Annotated in this window: 9 protein-coding genes and 1 pseudogene; 3 read left to right on the forward strand and 7 right to left on the reverse strand. The window is 70.4% G+C overall.

Annotated elements, in window-relative coordinates:
* Positions 1-33: 33 nt before the first annotated feature.
* Positions 34-198, forward strand: a pseudogene (locus tag HG543_RS56955) (TetR family transcriptional regulator); the annotation flags it as partial.
* A gap of 780 nt (positions 199-978) precedes the next feature.
* Here HG543_RS56955 and HG543_RS01100 read toward each other — a convergent pair.
* The 5 genes from HG543_RS01100 to HG543_RS01125 all read right to left on the reverse strand — a co-directional run bounded on the left by HG543_RS01100 (position 979) and on the right by HG543_RS01125 (position 11,263).
* Complete coding sequence (locus tag HG543_RS01100; protein WP_171819056.1) at positions 979-2,115, reverse strand: serine hydrolase domain-containing protein; 1,137 nt, start codon at positions 2,113-2,115, stop codon at positions 979-981.
* Between the two features lie 73 nt (positions 2,116-2,188).
* Positions 2,189-3,109 carry a hypothetical protein gene (locus tag HG543_RS01105; protein WP_169342746.1) on the reverse strand — a complete coding sequence of 307 codons (921 nt, stop codon included), beginning with the start codon at positions 3,107-3,109 and terminating at the stop codon, positions 2,189-2,191.
* A 93-nt stretch (positions 3,110-3,202) separates the two neighbouring features.
* A complete protein-coding gene (locus tag HG543_RS01110; protein WP_246356668.1) occupies positions 3,203-6,490 on the reverse strand; it encodes a poly(A) polymerase in 3,288 nt (1,095 codons plus the stop codon).
* 129 nt (positions 6,491-6,619) lie between these two features.
* Entirely contained in the window at positions 6,620-9,796 is a 3,177-nt protein-coding gene (locus HG543_RS01120; RefSeq protein ID WP_169342747.1) for a poly(A) polymerase, read from the reverse strand.
* Positions 9,797-9,904: 108 nt separating this feature from the next.
* Positions 9,905-11,263 carry a BamA/TamA family outer membrane protein gene (locus HG543_RS01125; protein WP_246356669.1) on the reverse strand — a complete coding sequence of 453 codons (1,359 nt, stop codon included), beginning with the start codon at positions 11,261-11,263 and terminating at the stop codon, positions 9,905-9,907.
* A gap of 121 nt (positions 11,264-11,384) precedes the next feature.
* Between HG543_RS01125 and HG543_RS01130 the strand changes: the two genes are divergently transcribed.
* Both HG543_RS01130 and coaA read left to right on the forward strand, forming a co-directional pair.
* Entirely contained in the window at positions 11,385-12,116 is a 732-nt protein-coding gene (locus tag HG543_RS01130) for a M90 family metallopeptidase (protein WP_169342749.1), read from the forward strand.
* A gap of 76 nt (positions 12,117-12,192) precedes the next feature.
* Positions 12,193-13,149, forward strand: a complete 957-nt coding sequence (gene coaA, locus HG543_RS01135; protein WP_169342750.1) for a type I pantothenate kinase — start codon at positions 12,193-12,195, stop codon at positions 13,147-13,149.
* Here coaA and HG543_RS01140 read toward each other — a convergent pair whose 3' ends face one another.
* Positions 13,150-14,709, reverse strand: a complete 1,560-nt coding sequence (locus tag HG543_RS01140; protein WP_343073241.1) for a tetratricopeptide repeat protein — start codon at positions 14,707-14,709, stop codon at positions 13,150-13,152. It abuts the gene before it with no gap.
* 767 nt (positions 14,710-15,476) lie between these two features.
* Positions 15,477-15,947: a GNAT family N-acetyltransferase gene (locus HG543_RS01145; protein WP_169342751.1), complete on the reverse strand. Its 471-nt coding sequence runs from the start codon at positions 15,945-15,947 to the stop codon at positions 15,477-15,479.
* Positions 15,948-15,992: the final 45 nt, after the last annotated feature.

Genomic DNA, 15,992 nt, shown 5'->3' on the forward strand with positions numbered 1-15,992 from the left:
GTATAAGAGACAGGGATGGGGATGTGGACCTCGATGGGGAGGTGGGATTGGGAGAACCTGGGCGAGGTGACGCTCCGCGAGTCGGCGGCGGCGCTGGCCGGGCGCGGCTACGGCCACGTGCGTGCCGAGGAGCTGGCGAGGGCGGGGGGCATGTCCGTAGGCAGCTTCTATCGGCGCTATGGCAGCAAGGCGGGCTTCGCGCGGGAGGTGCGCCAGTGGGCCGAGACCGAACTCTGCCGCATCGCACGCGTGGACTTCGAGCTGGCGCGGCCGGAGGGCGGCTTTCGCGAGGTCTTCGACAGCTTTTGGGAGGACCTGGCGTGGTGCGCGACGAGAAAGCCGGAGCTGTTCCACTTCACCTTCATGCACTGGCATCCGGACTCGCTGGAGCCGGAGGCCCTGGGTGCCCAGGCGCGGGAGTTGGTGAGGGAGGTGCTGGCGCACGGTGAGCGCGCGGGGGCGCTGGCGCCTGGAAGCGTGCAGGTGGGCGAGGGCCTCATTTGGGGAGCGCTGGCGGAGTTGGTGCGGGCAGTGGCGCGGGGAGACGAGCAGGGCGCGCTGGAGAACGTCATCCCCCTGGGGCGGGTGCTCTGGAAGGCGCTGGCTGCGGAGGAGGACTCCGGTGCCGGAGGCGGGCGAACGGCTCCACCGGAGGGCGCTGACACCGAAGGCGCTGAGGCGGCAAGCGTGGGGACTCCATCTCTGGAGGGGGCTGCGATGGAAGGCCCGGGTTCCGGTGTCGTAAGCGCGTTGCCTCCAGGCGCCGCGGCGCTGGACGCGTTCGGAGCGGAAGACTCGGGTGCGGGCAGCGTGGGGACTCCGCTATCGGGTCAGGGGCTTGAGGACGCCTCAACTGCCCGAGACTCCGGGGCAGAAGCGCTCGGAGCGACGGGAGTGCTTCGAGGTGACGGTTCCTTCCGGAGCGGGACACGCTCTCCGGCTCGAGAGCGTGCTCGCTCTCCCTGTCCCGGGCGGCGCTCACCTTCCGAGCGCCGCGCGGATGAGGGGCTGGAGCTCGCCGGAAAGGTTCACCGAGAAGCCGACGACACCCTCGTCCTGGCGGTCCAGCTGCATGCCGAGGATGGCGTAGTAGCCCGCCTCGCGGTCCATCCACGGCGTCCAGCCGAAGGCGCCCGGCGAGCTGATGACGTCACAGCCCTCCGCCGGGGTGGCGCATTGCAGCCAGGCCGTCAGCCCGTAGCGGAACGGCAGGCTGAGGTCCTTCACGGGGGAGTTGCCAATCACCACGCCGGGGAAGGGCTCGCGCGCCTGGGCGTCGAACAGCTCCGGCGTGCCGACCTCCCGTCCGGCTTGGCGGCCCTTGTGGAAGACGAGCGCGAAGAGCGGGGCGTATTCGTTCATCGACGTGCGCAGTCCACCGGCGATGAGCGGGTTGGTGATGCCCTGGGCCTGACGTGGCCGGGTGAAGTACGTGACGTCCTCGGGCAGGCCGAGCGGGGTCGCCAGCGTCTCGCGGAAGAGGGTGTTCCAGCTCTTGCCGGTGGTCACCTCGGCCATGCGCGCGGCCACGTGCAGGTGGGTGCTGCCATAGTCGAAGCGGGTGCCGGGCGGAGCGACGGGGTTCGTGCTGGCGATGGTGGCGACGCAGTCCGCGAGGGTGATGCCCGCCTGCACGGTGCAGAGGTGCTCGTTCTGGAGCCCGGAGGTGAACGAGAGCAGGTGGCGCAGGGTGATGTTCGCCTTGTCTCCGCTCCAGCCGAGCATCTGCCCCGTCGTGGAGTCCAGCGAGAGGTGGCCCTGGCGGATGACCTCGAAGAGGACGGTGCCGGCAATCATCTTCGAGGCGGAGGCCACCGCCACGCGGCGGTCCGGCGCGAAGTCGCCCACCATGTGCTCGTACACCTTGCGGTCCTGGGAGTCGTAGACCGCGAGCCCCAGCCCCGGCACGGACGTGCCCGCGTCGGCGACACGGGCTTCCAGCAGCGTCGTCACCGCGTCCCACGGAGAGCCCGCGTCGGGGACGGTGCCACCGCCATCCGGGAGGCCCGCGTCGGGCGGGGTCCCGCCGTCCGGGATGGGCGAGTCGTCGTCACCTCCGCAGGCCCACAGCAGCACACTCAGCGCCAGCCCCAGCACGCGCACCCGGTTCGTCATCGAAATCCTCCGTGGCGGTGTTCAACACGGGGCGCGGCCGATGGTTGCGGGCGTGTCGCCGTTTGGAGCCGTCTCAGCGGGCGGGACTTTCGAGTCCGGACAGCACCCGGTTGCGGACCTTCAGCCAGGCCTGCTGCCGGAAGAGGTAGGTGGAGCAGACGCGACGCCAGGTCCACACGTCGGGCAGGTTCCACCACTTCGCCGGAGGCTTGATTCCCTTGTCGCGCAGGTTGCCGATGCCCCGGTAGCCCACGCCGTCCAGCCCATAGGCGCTGTTGGACTCCAGCAGGAGGACCTTGTCCGTGGCCGCGTGGTGGTCCACCACCAGGAAGGTGTGGCCCGAGCGCCACTGGTTGCGCCAGCCCTGGATGAGGGTCCACGGGTGGGGCGGCACGTCGGGGGAGGGCGCGGCAATCGCCATCCCGCTCTCCACGGCGGCCGTCACCGGCGAGAAGTAGTCCTCCGAGGAGGCAATCATCATCTGCCGGTGGCGGCGTGGGTCCCACTCGAAGGCCGTGCCATTCGCGTCGGCGAAGGCCTTCACCGTCAGGGCCTCGACGAAGGTGCAGCAGTTGTTCACCGCGGGAGGCGCGAGCGGCAGGCGGATGCCCGGAAGCACCCACGGGTAGCGCGCTTCATCGAGTTCGTAGCGGTAGGGGACGAACGCCGCCAGCAAGGCCGTCAGCCGCTCCTCGTCCACGGCGAGCGGCTCGGTGGTGAACGCGAGCCGGGCGACGGGCGGAGGCTTCTCCAGGTTCAGCAGCTTCGCGTACTGCTGGGTGTGCCAGCGCACGCAAATCCAGGTGTCGAGCGCGCCCAGGGTCGGCATCTCCAGCCGCGCGAAGTGGGTGCCGGGCGTCGGGAAGTCTCGCTTCTCCTCGAGGACAATGTAGTCGCCCGGCTCGACATAGCCCTCGAACTGCGAGGTCGTGTCCGGTTCGATGAAGCCGCGCAGGCGAATGGGGAGCCGCGCGACACGATAGGTATCCGGCATGGACGTCCTCCGCGAGCAGGTGCGTCGTGCATTCTCGCACGCCGGGCGGAAGGGTATCCCTGGCCCCCCGGGGCAGTCACCGGACCGCGGACGTCACGAGTGCAGCAACTTCACCTGCAGGCCCGCCGTCCTGGGGCGGTCGCTCCATTTCTGGAAGGAGAGCTCGAACGCCTCCACGGCCCGGGCCAGGGGGCCGTCGGCGCTCTGGAAGAGCCTCCACGCGTCCACAGAGGACTCCGCATCCAGGCCGAGGATGACGAGGGGACCCTTCCCGGCCGGTGCCAACACCGGCCGCACGAAGACGCGGCGGTCGCCCTCCAACGGGTAGACCAACGTCGTGAGATGCCCGAGCACCCAGCCCGCCGCCGCCTCGCGCTCGTCGTCCCGGAGCGCGCTGATGGTGAGCTCCAGCCGGGCTTGAAAGGCATGGGCCTCGTCCACCGGTGTGAAGAGCGACTGCCACGCCTCGGCGGTGCCTGACTGGCGGGCCTGCCTCACCACGTCTCGGCCCCGAGCGAATTCCCCGCGCATCACGCGGAAGGTGGAGCGCGACACGTTGCGCGCGGTGTTGCGGGCGGGCGCCGCGGGCGCGATGACCGGGAAGAGGTCCCGCTTGCCGTCGGGCCGGTAGCGCGCCGTCTCGGGCGTGAGGGCCACCGGCTGGGGCCAGGGCCAGGCGGCGAACGTCTCGAAGAAGTGCGCGAGCAGCGATACGTCGGAGACGGTCTTCTCCCGAGGGGCTCGCGTGCAGGCCCACGCCGCCATCACCGCCCAGGACAGGCCTCCCACGTAGCCCAGGGCATGCGAGTAGATGCCACGCGCCTTCGCCCAGGCCTTCACCGTGCGCAGCAGCGTGCGGAAGCGCTCGAGCCCGGCGTCCGCTCGCGTCACCGCGTCGAGCAGGCCGTGGATGTCCGCGAGTCCCAGCACGGAGCGGAGCCCGGCGGTGTCGAGTGCCTCTGAATGCAGTGCCAGCAGTTCCTCGGGAGCGCAGGGCTCCACGCCCTCCGGGCGGCTGGCGTAGGCCACGTCGAAGCTCACGCCGCCCAGGGACAGCTTCACCAGGGGAATGGCGGCGTCGGCCACGAAGCGGCCCGTCGCGGAGGCCGCGGACAGCTCCTGGATGAGCGCCTGTGCGAAGGCCTCACGCGACAGGTGAGAGGGGCCGATGGCCACCGCGTCCACGTCGCTCCCAGGCCCGTCCGTGCCGAGGAGATACGAGCCGTAGGGGTGCAGCTCCGCGCCGACACGGGTGCAGAGCGCCTGGAGCCGCCGCACGGCCTCCTCGCGGGCGTGCCGCGCCGTGGGGGTCATGTCGACTCCGTGGGCGGAGAGCACGGAGCGGAGGTCGGGGTCCTTCTCCTCCTTTTGAGGCGAGGGGCTGTCCGGAATGGGGGCGCGCTTCGGAGTTCCGAGCGGCACCCGCCGCACCACCTCGAACGGCGTGTCTCCCTTCCTGCGGATGATGCAGACCTCGCGCACCTCGAACGTGAGCGGCCGCCAGTGCCTCGCCCACGCGGCCAGCGTCCGCTCGATGTCGGCGGCTCCCGAGCGCGGGATTTGCCCGATGGAGAGGTGCGGGGTGAAGCCTCGCGCCGACTTGCGGCCCTGTTCGTCACACTCGGGCAGTGCCTTCTCCAGCGCCGCGTGCAGTGCCTGGAGCGCTCCTCGTGGACAGTCCTCCGGACGGAGCCACGCCGTCACGTTGGTCCGGTGCTCGAAGTGGCTGAACTCGGAGAGCGATACCTCGAACGGCTGCACGTCCCGGAGCGCCTCCGTGAGCAGGGCCTCCGCGTCATCGAAGTGCTCCTCCGGGAGGAACGGGTAGAGCAGGGTGATGTGCGGCATCCAGCGCTGGAACTTCGAGTCATGCTTCCGGCGCAGCGCCTGGATGGGCTCCCACACGGAGTCGGGCGGGATGAGCACCACGGCGGTGTGGTGGACGAGCTTTGTCGAAGGTGGACGCGGTCGGTGCGAGCGGGTCCGGTGCAGGACACAGCGAACGCCGAAGTGGTCCGACAGGTGGAGCGCGCGTCCGTCCGGTGCCCGTTGTCCCTCCAGCGGAGCCTCGCCCAGGAGCTCCACCGACTCCGGCACGAGCCGCCCCGAGGGCGAGGACACCATCACCCGGTCCAGCCGCTGGCGCCGCCCGGAGCGCGTGGTGAGCGCGGCCATGGCGTTGAGGACGGGGTCGTAGGTCTCTCCGCCTTCCGAGGGCCGCAGCGCCGGCCATGCGTCCACGAAGCCCGCCTCGGTGAACACCTGGTTCTCGGGCTCGGCGTCGCCGAAGTTGAAGTCTCCGGCCAGCACCACGTCCGACGCGGACTCCGCTTCGCCCGTGCCGAGCGAGCGCGCCCACTCGACGAGCGCCTGGACCTGACGGGCCCGCACGCCAACTCCCGTGGGTGCGTGATTGCTCGTCAGGTGATGCGTGGCCACCCACAGCGGGGCGTCCTCCAGGTCGAACCGGGCCGCGATGATGCGCTTGTCGCGCGAGAAGACCCGCTGCGACAGCGCGGAGAACGGGAGTCGGGACAGGAGCACCTGTCCATACGGCGTCACCGTGGCGGCGCCGGGACCTTCCGACAGCCAGTAGCGCTCGCGCACCCAGGGCTCCGCGAGCAGCGCCTGGAGGAAGGGCGGGGTGACCTCCTGCAACGCGATGACGTCCGCGCCGGTGTCCCGCAGAAGCGCGAGCATCGCCGGCACCCTGCGCTCCGTGGCGAGCCGTTGCTCCGCGTCGTACACGTCGAAGAGGACGTTGAACGTGAGGACCGTGAGCCGCTCGGGTGGGGGAAGGGGAGCGTCGGCCTGGGACTGCACCCAGGCGCTGGTGCTCGCGTCAAAGCTCCAGGAGGGAAGAGGAGTGAAGTCGGCCGACGTGCCGACAGACGCCCCACCTGGACGTGTACCGTTCGCGACGGCGGGTGCATCCTCCCGCGCAGCCACTTCATGTGTCCGCCCACTCGCGGCACGCGCTGCCTCCCGCGGGGACGCCTCACGGAGCCGCATGCCGTTCGCGACGGCAGGCGCGTCCTCCCGCGCGGAGACCTCGCTGGAGAGCGGATTGCTTGGGACAGGTGTCTCCTCCTCCCGTGCGGGAGCCGCCACGGTGGGCGCTGGCTCCTGCACGGAAGGGGTGAGGGACGCCAGCAGGTCGATGCGCTGCTTGCGGTCCCACACCACCTGACGGCCGCGCTTGAAGTACCAGACGCGGTGCCAGGGAATCTCCCCGTCGGGGACGAAGGCCTCGAAGGGCATCTCCTCCAGTTGTTCGAGGTGCGCGTCGTAGCCGATGACGAACTCGCGCGCGTCGAGCCGAGGGTCCCACCGGATGCGGTGGTACACCTCACGGCTGGTGGTGAATCGTTCCTGGGACATGGCGGCCGCCGGAGGTCGGAGGGAAGAAAGCGTACACCCATCGTCCCGGACACCCAGGGCGGGCACGCGAGGCTCCTGACGCCGGTTCCACATTCCGGCTGACAGGTGTCTCTCCGACCTCGAACGTCCTCACGTCCCGGGGCGGCTCAGGGTGGAACGGGTGTGGAGCTCCCAACGGATGCTGCCGTACCAGGTGTACGGTCTCTCATCGAAGGTGGCGATGAACCTCTCCATCGCCTGTTCCACGAAGCTGTCGGGCTTCAGGACGAGCTCCCACGGACTTCCGGCGGCGCCGACATCCAGGCCGATGCGCAGTGAGGGAGAATCGTCTGGGAGCTCATGGGGCCGCACGAAGATGCGACCGTCGCCTTCCAGCGCGTGAAGCAACGTGGAGAGGTGCCCGCGCATCCACTCCTCGAACGGCGGGAAGTCCCCCAGCCATATCCCGAGCAGGGTGAACTCCAGCCAAGCGGGAAACTCCCGGGTGATGTCCAGCGGCTCGAAGAGCGCGTCCCAGGCCTCGGGCGTCTTCCGGGCGCGGGCCTGCTCCACCAGGTCGCGAGCCCGTGCGAGCTCCTCGCGCAGCACCCTGAAGGTGGACCGCGTCATGTCGCGCACGGTGTTGCGCGCCGGCAGCGCGGGCGCCATCACGGGCACGAGCTCCCGGGTGCCATCGGGCCGGTCGCCCGCCGTCTCGGGTGTGAGGGCCACCGGCTGGGGCCAGGGCCAGGCGGCGAACGTCTCGAAGAAGAATGCGAGCAGCGACACGACGGAGCCCGCCCGCTCCCGGGGCGCCCGGGTGAAGGCCCAGGCGGCCATCACCGCCCAGGACGGGTCACCCGGGTAGCCCAGCGCGTGCGAGTGGATGCCGCGCGCCTTCGCCCAGGCCTTCACCGCGCGCAGCAGCTCGCGGAAGCGCTCGGGCCCGCCCTCCACGCGCGCCACCGTTTCGAGCAGCAAGCGTGTGTCCGCCACGCCCAGCAGGGCGAGGAACCCAGGGGTGTCGAGCCCGTCGGAGTGGAGCGCCAGCAGCTCCGCGGGGTCACACGGCGCCACCCCCGCCGGCCGGTTCGCGTAGGACACCTCGAAGCGCACGTCGCCCAGGGTCAGCTTCACACGGGGATGGGTGGCATCGGCCAGGAAGCAGCTGTTCCGGGCGGACAGCTCGTCCTGGGGAGGCAGCTCATCGAGGAGGGCGTGCGCGAAGTCCTCGCGCGACAGGTGCGAGGGGCCGATGGCCACCACGTCCACGTCGCTGTCCGGACCGTCCGTGCCGAGGACGTATGCGCCATACGGGTGCAGCTCCGCGCCGACCCGGGCGCAGAGGCCCTGGAGCTGCCGCACCGCTTCGGCGCGTGCGCGCCTCGTCGCGGGCCCTGTCTCGAACCCATGCGCGACGAGGGCGGAGCGGAGGAGTGCTTCCTCATCCTCGGGCGAGGAGCGGCCCCACTTCGGGGCGGAGCGCTTCCGGGGCTTCGTGCCTCCCAGCGGCACGCGCCGCACGACCTCGAACGGGTTGTCGCCCTGCCTGCGGACGATGCAGACCTCGCGGACCGTGAAGTCGAGCGGGTGCCAGAGCTCCCCGTTCAGCCGCTGCATGGACATGTTGACGTCCGCGGCGCGCGAGACCGGGAACTGGCCGACGGTGAGGTGCGGCGTGTATCCCTTCGGGGACAGGCGGCTCTGCTCGTCACACCCGGGCAGCGCACGCTCCAGCTTCGCGTGCAGCGCCTCGAGCGCTCCTTGAGGCTGGGCGTACGGTTGGAGCCAGACCGTCACGCTGGAGCCGTGCTCGAACGCGTCGTATTGCCCGAGCGAGACGTCGAAGGGCTTCACGTCCCGGAGCGCCTCCACGAGCCACGCCTCCACCTCGCCGAAGTGCTCCTCCGGGTAGAAGGGGTGGAGCAGGGGGATGTGCGGCATCCACTGCGCGAAGTTCGAGTCGTACTTGCGACGGAGCGCCTGGATGGGCTCCCACAGCGGCTCGTCGGGGATGAGCACCAGGGCCGTGTCGTAGGCCAACGAGGTCGTGTCCCCGCGCGGCCGTGCGGGCGCTGGCGTGTCCTCCTCGGGCTGGAGCGCGTCGCCCCGGCGCAGGACACAGCGGACGCCGAAGTGGTCCGACAGGTAGAGCGCATCACCCGACGGGGCGGGCGGGCCCTCGAGCGGAGCCTCTCCGAGAAGCGCTATCGCCTCCGGGACGAGCCGCTCCGAGGGGGAGGACACCAGGACCCTGTCCAGCCGCTGAGGCCTTCCGGAGCGCGAGGTGCGCGCGGCCAGCGCGTTGCGGGTGGGGTCATGGGTCTTCCCTTCCCCATCCCTGGGGTGCAGTGCGTCCCACGCATCCGTGATGTTGGCCTCGACGAACGTGCGGTCCTCGGGTGACCAGAAGTCGAAGTTGAAGTCACCGGCCAGCACCACGTCCGGCGAGGACGCCTCGTCCTCCTCGTCGAGCGAGCGGACCCACTGGATGAGGGTCTCGATTTCACTGGCCCGCACGGCGCCACCCTCGGGTGTGCGGTTGCTCGTCAGGTGCTGCGTGGTGACCCACAGCGGGGTTCCATCCACGGCGAGCCGGGCCGCGATGATGCGCTTGTCGCGCGAGAAGGCACGCTGGCTCAGCGCGGTGAACGGGATGCGGGACAGGAGCACCTGTCCATACGGAGTCACGGTGGCGGCGCCCGGGCCTTCCGACAGCCAGTAGTGCTCGCGCACCCAGGCCTCGGCGAGCAGCGCGCGGAGGAAGGGCGGGGTGACCTCTTGCAATGCGATGACGTCCGCGCCGGTGTCCCGCAGCAGCGCGAGCATCGCCAGCGTCCTGCGCTCCGTGGCGAGCCACTCGGCGTCGTACAGGTCGAAGAGGACGTTGTACGTGACGACCGTGAGCCGCTCGAGGGAGGTGAGCGGGGTGCTGGCCGGGGCCTCCACCCACGCGCCTGCGCCCGCGTCGAAGCGCCAGCCCGGCAGGGACGTGAAGCCTCGGGTCGTGCCCGCGGCCACCTCCTCCGCGGAGGGCTTGGGCTCCTCCCCGGAACGGAGGAGGTGCGTCAGCTTGTCGATGCGCGTCGTGCGGTGCCAGACCATCTGGTCGCCGCGCTTGAAGTACCAGACGCGGTGCCAGGGAATCTCCCCGTCGGGGACGAACGCCTCGAAGGGCAGCTCCGCCATCTGCTCGAAGCGCGAGCCGTGGTCGATGAGGAACTCGCGCGCGTCGTAGCCGATGACGAACTCGCGCGCGTCGAGCCGCGGGGCCGAGCGGATGCGGTGGTACACCTCACGGCTGCTGGTGGAGCGTTCCAGGGGCATGGCGGGTCACCGGGGGCCGGAGGACGGGAGCGTACACCGAGCACGCGGGGGGACCTGACGCCAGTCCCACCTCCCGGCTGACAGGCGCCCCTCCGGCCACACGCCCGCTCAGGACGGATTCACACCCGCCACGAGGTAGAAGCGGAACTCGCCCGAGTTGACGCCGTACGCCGCGTCCACGCCCACCAGGGGCAGCACGACGTTGCGCAGGTACAGCCGCAGGCCCGCGCCGATGCCCTGCGCCAGCGTGGCTCCCTTCAACCCCTCCTGTGCGTTCGGCAGGTAGCCGCGCACCACGCGCCCGTTCACATCCCGCAGCTGCCCGTCCTCCGGGATGTCCCGCCACAGCATCAGCCCCGTGTCGGAGAAGGCCACGCCACGGAAGGCCAGCGAGCGGACGGTGAAGAGGGGGAAGTGGTACTCGGCGGTGAAGGACAGCCGCGAGTCGCCGCGGAACTGGCGGTGCACGAAGCCGCGCAGCGAGTTTCCGCCCATCACCAGTTCCTGGTGGAAGGGCAGGTCCATGCCCGCCGCCGCCTCGCCGCGCAGCACCAGGTTGTGCTCGCCCACCAACCGCAGGCCGTGGCGGTACAGGAGCCCGAAGCGCCGGTAGCGGAACTCGCTCCATACGTCCGGGGTGGACACCTCGTACGAGGCCTCGATGTTGATGCCCTCCATCACCGCGTGGAGGTTCTGCCGCGTGTCCACGCCCACCATCAGCCGCAGCGACGCGTCCCGCTGCGACGGGCCCGTGGAGAAGGCCGGCTCGGTGACTTCCTCCGTCTCATCCGGGGCCTTGGCGTCCACGCGCATCAGCCGGTACTTCGCGGCGGCGCGCACGCGCTCGAAGAGCATGACGCCCAGCTCGCCGGCGATGGAGGCCGAGTTCATGCGCGTGCGGCGCACCACCTCCGGGTCTTCCTGGCTCGCGCCGCCGCGGTACTCGTCCACGCGGTCGCTGCGCAGCTGCCCTTCCAGGCTCATGCGCAACTGCGGCAGGCCGAAGAGGTTCGGGTCCAGGTAGCCGGCGAAGAGGCCGCTCTCGGCGGTGCTCACCTGCGCCGCCGTCGCGAACTTCTTGCTGCGGCCCCACAGGTTGTTCTCCGCGTACAGCACGCCGCCACCCACGTTGTCCGAGGACAGCGCGAACGTGGGCGCCACCACCCAGGACGCCTTGTCCTTCACCTCCAGGATGACGCGCACCCGGTCCACCGTCGTCGGCTCGGTGCGGACGTGCACCTCCTGGAAGAGGCCCGTGGCCACCAGGCGCCGCTCCACCTTCGTCAGGTCCTCGGTCGTGAGGGCGTCGCCCACGTCGATGCGCGAGTACGCCTGGACTGTCTCCGGGCGCGTCTTCTCCGGACCGCGCACCACGACCTCGTCCACCACCTGCGTCGGCTCCAGGTCCTGTGCCACCGCGCGGGGTGCCAGCAGCGCCATCACCAGCGCCGCGCACCCCCTCACCATTGTTCCACTCATTGCTCGTGCCACGTGCGTGCCGTCTTCCAGTGGGTCTCCGGCCTGAGCCCACGGGGCTACACCCTACCCCCAGACGCGGGCGGTTCGGACATCTGCTATGCCCCAGGCAATGATTTCGGTCATCCGTCACCTCAAGCGCCGGAGCCTCTCGCGCCGCCCCTTCCCCCAGGAGTGGCTGGGCCACCTCGACGCGCGGGTGCCCTTCTTCCGCACGATGTCCCCCACGCTGCGCGAGCCCTTCTTGGACAAGCTCAAGGTCTTCGCGTGGGAGAAGGAGTTCATCGGGGCCGGCGGTCTCACCATCACCGACGAGATTCGCGTGGTGGTGTCCGCCACGGCGGTGCAGCTCGTGGTGCACCTGGACCTGTCGTATTACGACGCGCTCCGGGAGGTCATCGTCTATCCCTCCGCCTTCAAGCTGCCGGACCGCACGGGCGCGGTGCTGGGCGAGGCGAAGCACTGGGGCTCCGTCATCCTGTCCTGGCAGGCGGTGCTGACGGGGCTGCACAACCCGGACGATGGCCATGACACCGCCGCGCACGAGTTCGCGCACGTGCTGGACCGGGCGGACGGCGCCTTCGACGGGACGCCGAAGCTGCGCCAGTACTCGCACTACCAGACGTGGGCCTCCGTCATGGGCGAGCACTTCCAGAAGCTCCAGGCGGGGCAGCGCCGGGAGCGGCAGGTCCTGGACGACTACGGCAGCCTCAACGAGGCGGAGTTCTTCGCCGTGGCCACGGAATCCTTTTTCGAGAAACCGGTGCAGATGCGGGAGAAGACGCCGGAGCTGTACGAGGAGCTGAAGCGCTTCTACGGGTGGGACCCCGCGTCGGGGACCTGAAGTGCCGAGCGTGAACCCCTCCGGCTGTGGTAGGCGGCAGGGGGCGGTGGTGTGCATACTCCAGGAGGAGCCCTTCATGTCCGCACCCGGCAGCACGGTTGCTTCCATGTTCATCGACCTGGAACGCGAGGCGTGGCGGGCGCTGCGTGCCTCGACACCGCTGACGCTCTCGGAGGAGGACGTCGCCGGGCTGCGCGGTCTGGGCGAGCAGCTGGACCTGGACGAGGTGGTGGACGTCTACCTGCCGCTCTCCCGGCTGCTCAACCTGCAGGTCGCCGCGGCGCAGCGGCTGTGGACGGAGCAGCAGGCGTTCCTGGGAGGCTCCGCCAGCAAGGTACCCTTCATCATCGCCATCGCCGGGAGCGTGGCGGTGGGCAAGAGCACGACGGCCCGCATCCTCCAGGCGCTCCTGGCGCGCTGGCCGGACCACCCGCGCGTGGAGCTGGTGACGACGGACGGGTTCCTCTTCCCCAACCGCGTCCTCACCGAGCGCGGGCTGATGAAGCGCAAGGGCTTCCCGGAGAGCTATGACCGGCGCGCGCTGGTGCGCTTCCTCGCGGAGCTGAAGGCGGGCCGCAAGGAGGTGACGGCGCCGGTGTACTCGCACCTCGTCTACGACGTGGTGCCCGGGGAGGCGAAGGTCATCCGCCAGCCGGACATCCTCATCCTGGAGGGGCTCAACGTCCTGCAGCAGTCGGGCCCCGCGGAGGGGAACCGGATGCCGGGCACGTTCCTCTCCGACTTCTTCGACTTCTCCATCTACGTGGACGCGAGCGAGCAGGACATCCGCCGCTGGTACGTCAATCGCTTCCTCCAGCTCCAGCAGACGGCCTTCCGCGACGAGCGCAGCTACTTCCGCCGCTACGCCGAGCTCACGCACGACCAGGCCGTCGCCTTCGCCGAGTCCGTGTGGGGCGAAATCAACGGGCCCAACCTCGCGCAGAACATCGCGCCGACCCGCTCGCGCGCGCGCCTCATCCTCACCAAGGGGCCGGACCACAAGGTGAAGCGGGTGCGGCTGCGCAAGCTGTAGTCACGGCTTCGCGCAGAGCGTCCCGTCGGTGAGCTGCGCCAGCCGCTCGCGCAGCACCTTCTCCATGTCGGGGTCTCCCTCTTCCTGGAGCAGCTCCAGGGCGCGCTGCTCCGTCTGGAGCGCCTCGGCGCAGGCGCCGCTGCCCGCCAGGGCCATGGCGTAGGTGTCCAGCGCGTAGGTGCTCCAGGGCATGAGCCCCACGGACCAGCGGGCCAGCGGGAGCGCCTCCTCGATGCGGCCCTGCTTGACGTACATCCAGGCCAGCCCCGTGGCCGCGTACGCGCTCAGGGGCTCCAGCTCCAGCGCCTTCTTGTACGCGGCCTCCTGCTCGTTCCGCGTGGCCGGGTCCGGGCCCAGGGCGGAGGCCAGCAGCAGCCACGCCTCGCTCTCGTGGGGGTGGGCCTCCACCGCCGCGCGGGCGATGGCGGGCCGCTCCGCCTCGGGCGCCGCGCGCAGCTTCGTGGTGAGCGCCAGGAGGCTGTTCGGGTCCAGCCGCAGCGCCTCGTTCAGCTCGTCGCGCGACAGCTTCCACCGGTTGCCGATGAAGGGCTCGCGGTGGGCCATGCCCGCCGCCAGCGCCGCCAGCTTCGCGCGGATGGCGTGGACCTCGGCGTCGTCGAGCACCTGCTCCACGAAGCTCGCGCCGATGGGAGGCACCTGCACGGTGTGCTCCGGGAAGCGCCTGCGCCGCAGGTAGTCGAACAGCACTCCATCCAGCGCGGGGGACTTCAGCTCGGGGAGCGCCTCGCGCCGCGCCTCGTCCGGCGGGACGCCCCTGGCGAGCAGGGCCTGGTACGCGGCGAACTCGCGGGGGTGCTTGTTGTAGAGCCAGTGCACCAGCAGCCAGCTCCCCGCGTACATGGCGCCCACCTTCCGGTCCTCCTCGTTGGCCTCCAGCGAGCGGTCCCAGGTGAAGACGCGCTCCATCCACCACCCGCGCTCGTTCACCTTCCAATTCCTCGAGTGCGCCAGGATGGCGTACATGTCGCGAAAGGCCGCGAGGTGCGGCGCGCCCACCACCGCCGTCCTCCCGTCCGGCGACACGCGCATCGTCTCCAGGAACTCCGCCATTCCCTCCGACAGCCAGCGCGGCTGGCGCAGCAGGGCGTAGGTGCTGAAGTAGTGCGCCAGCTCATGGTTCAGCCGGGACTCGGACGCCTTCGAGAAGCCGATGAAGGGCCGCTGCCACGAGCCGGGCCGGCCCGGCAGGACGATGAGCGCCTCGGTGTCGGAGCGGAAGAAGAAGGCCCGCACGCGCCGGGGGTAGAGGCCCTCGAACTCGCGCCCGTCCTGGAGGACGTAGACCTGGAGCTTCGGCATCGGCCGCGTCAGCGCCGCGGGCCACATGGCCGCGAGCATGGCCACGCGCGTGCGCTCCAGTATCTGGATGGCCTCGCGTGCCTCCGCGGCCGGCAGGTCCGTCTGGAGCGAGTAGTGCTCGCTGTCCAGCCGCACCCACGGACGGCCTCCCTCGCCGGGGCATCGCGTGAAGCGCGGGCCGACGATGCAGGCCACCTGCGACGAGACGAGCAACGCGAGCAGCACGAGGCCGGGGCGCACTTCGGAATCTCTCTTCCCTGAAGGGTGGGGCACGAGCCTAACGCGAGACTCCGGGTTTCCAATCCGGACCGTTTCGGGTGCCCACCCACCGACGATATGCGCGCGGCCCTCACGCGTTGTGCGGCTGCCGCGGGCCGGCGATGCCACCCGAAGTCGAACGGATGCTCGGGCCGAGGTGGCGGCAGCGGTTCCAGCTTGGACCACGACTCGTCAGGCATTCCCAAGCCGTCAATTATTGATGTCTGGTATACAGCAGGTGTGCGGCGTATGGCGCCTTGCACATCAATCAAAGGAACGACTCGTGATGACGAAGATTCTTGGGAGCCTCGCGGTGGCCGCATTCCTCGTCGGGTGTGGAGGAACCGAGATGAGCGACGCAAGTGGCACGGACTCCCCGCTTGGTGAGGTTGAGCAGAGGCTCTGTGAAGGTTGGGAGGCCGGCGGGCGGAGCTGCTACATCAAGTGCGACGCGCCACACACGGATTGGCTCCCCATGGGAGCGTATCCGTACGTCACCGATTGCCAGAGGCTGGCGGATGAGACCTGCCAGGCCAATTTCCTCAGCACGGGGACGGGCTGCTGGAGCACCTGAGGGTTCACCGTGCCTGTCCCCCCAGCTTTGTCTTTCGACACTGCCGGTCCGTGAGGCGGGGCACCAGCAAGGCGCGGCCGCCGAACCTGTTCGGCCAGGAATTGCTCGCCGCGGAGGACCTGCTCGTGCGCGTCCAGCAGGCCACCTCGCCGTACTTCCCGTGACGCGCGGGACTTCAGCGCCGCGCGGCCGGGCGCACCATCTCGATGTGGGGGACGCCGTCCTCGTCGTACACGTCCCCCTCCGCGTGGAAGCCCAGGCTCTCGTAGAAGCGCTGGAGGTAGTGCTGGGCCGAGATGCGGATGGGCACCTCGGGGTACTCGGCGTCCAGGCGGGCGATGCCCTCCACCACGATGTCCCTGCCGAGTCCCCGCCCCCGTGCGCGGGGCGCGGTGACGACGCGGCCGAGGCTGCTGGCGTCGGGGAACTTCACGCCCGGCGGCAACACGCGCAGGTAGGCGGCCAGGTACCGGGTGCCCTCCGCCTCGTCGAAGGCGAGCAGGTGGGCCGCCTCGCGGTCCAGCCCGTCCGCGTCCTGGTAGATGGAGCGCTGCTCCACCACGAATACCTCCTGCCGCAGGGCGAGCAGCGTGTACAGCTCGTCCAGCGTCAGCTCCCGGAAGCTCTTCCATTGCCAGCGCGACATGGTGGCGGCGTGTAGCACGGCTGATGCCCCGGCGCTCTTCCGCCC

The organism is Pyxidicoccus fallax, assembly GCF_012933655.1.
Lineage (GTDB): Bacteria > Myxococcota > Myxococcia > Myxococcales > Myxococcaceae > Myxococcus > Myxococcus fallax.

Bases quoted from the DNA above. Each gene is read 5' to 3' on its own strand.
- HG543_RS01100 (WP_171819056.1), bottom strand. From the start codon at position 2,115: ATGACGAACCGGGTGCGCGTGCTGGGGCTGGCGCTGAGTGTGCTGCTG.
- HG543_RS01105 (WP_169342746.1), bottom strand. From the start codon at position 3,109: ATGCCGGATACCTATCGTGTCGCGCGGCTCCCCATTCGCCTGCGCGGC.
- HG543_RS01110 (WP_246356668.1), bottom strand. From the start codon at position 6,490: ATGTCCCAGGAACGATTCACCACCAGCCGTGAGGTGTACCACCGCATC.
- HG543_RS01120 (WP_169342747.1), bottom strand. From the start codon at position 9,796: ATGCCCCTGGAACGCTCCACCAGCAGCCGTGAGGTGTACCACCGCATC.
- HG543_RS01125 (WP_246356669.1), bottom strand. From the start codon at position 11,263: ATGGTGAGGGGGTGCGCGGCGCTGGTGATGGCGCTGCTGGCACCCCGC.
- HG543_RS01130 (WP_169342749.1), top strand. From the start codon at position 11,385: ATGATTTCGGTCATCCGTCACCTCAAGCGCCGGAGCCTCTCGCGCCGC.
- coaA (WP_169342750.1), top strand. From the start codon at position 12,193: ATGTCCGCACCCGGCAGCACGGTTGCTTCCATGTTCATCGACCTGGAA.
- HG543_RS01145 (WP_169342751.1), bottom strand. From the start codon at position 15,947: ATGTCGCGCTGGCAATGGAAGAGCTTCCGGGAGCTGACGCTGGACGAG.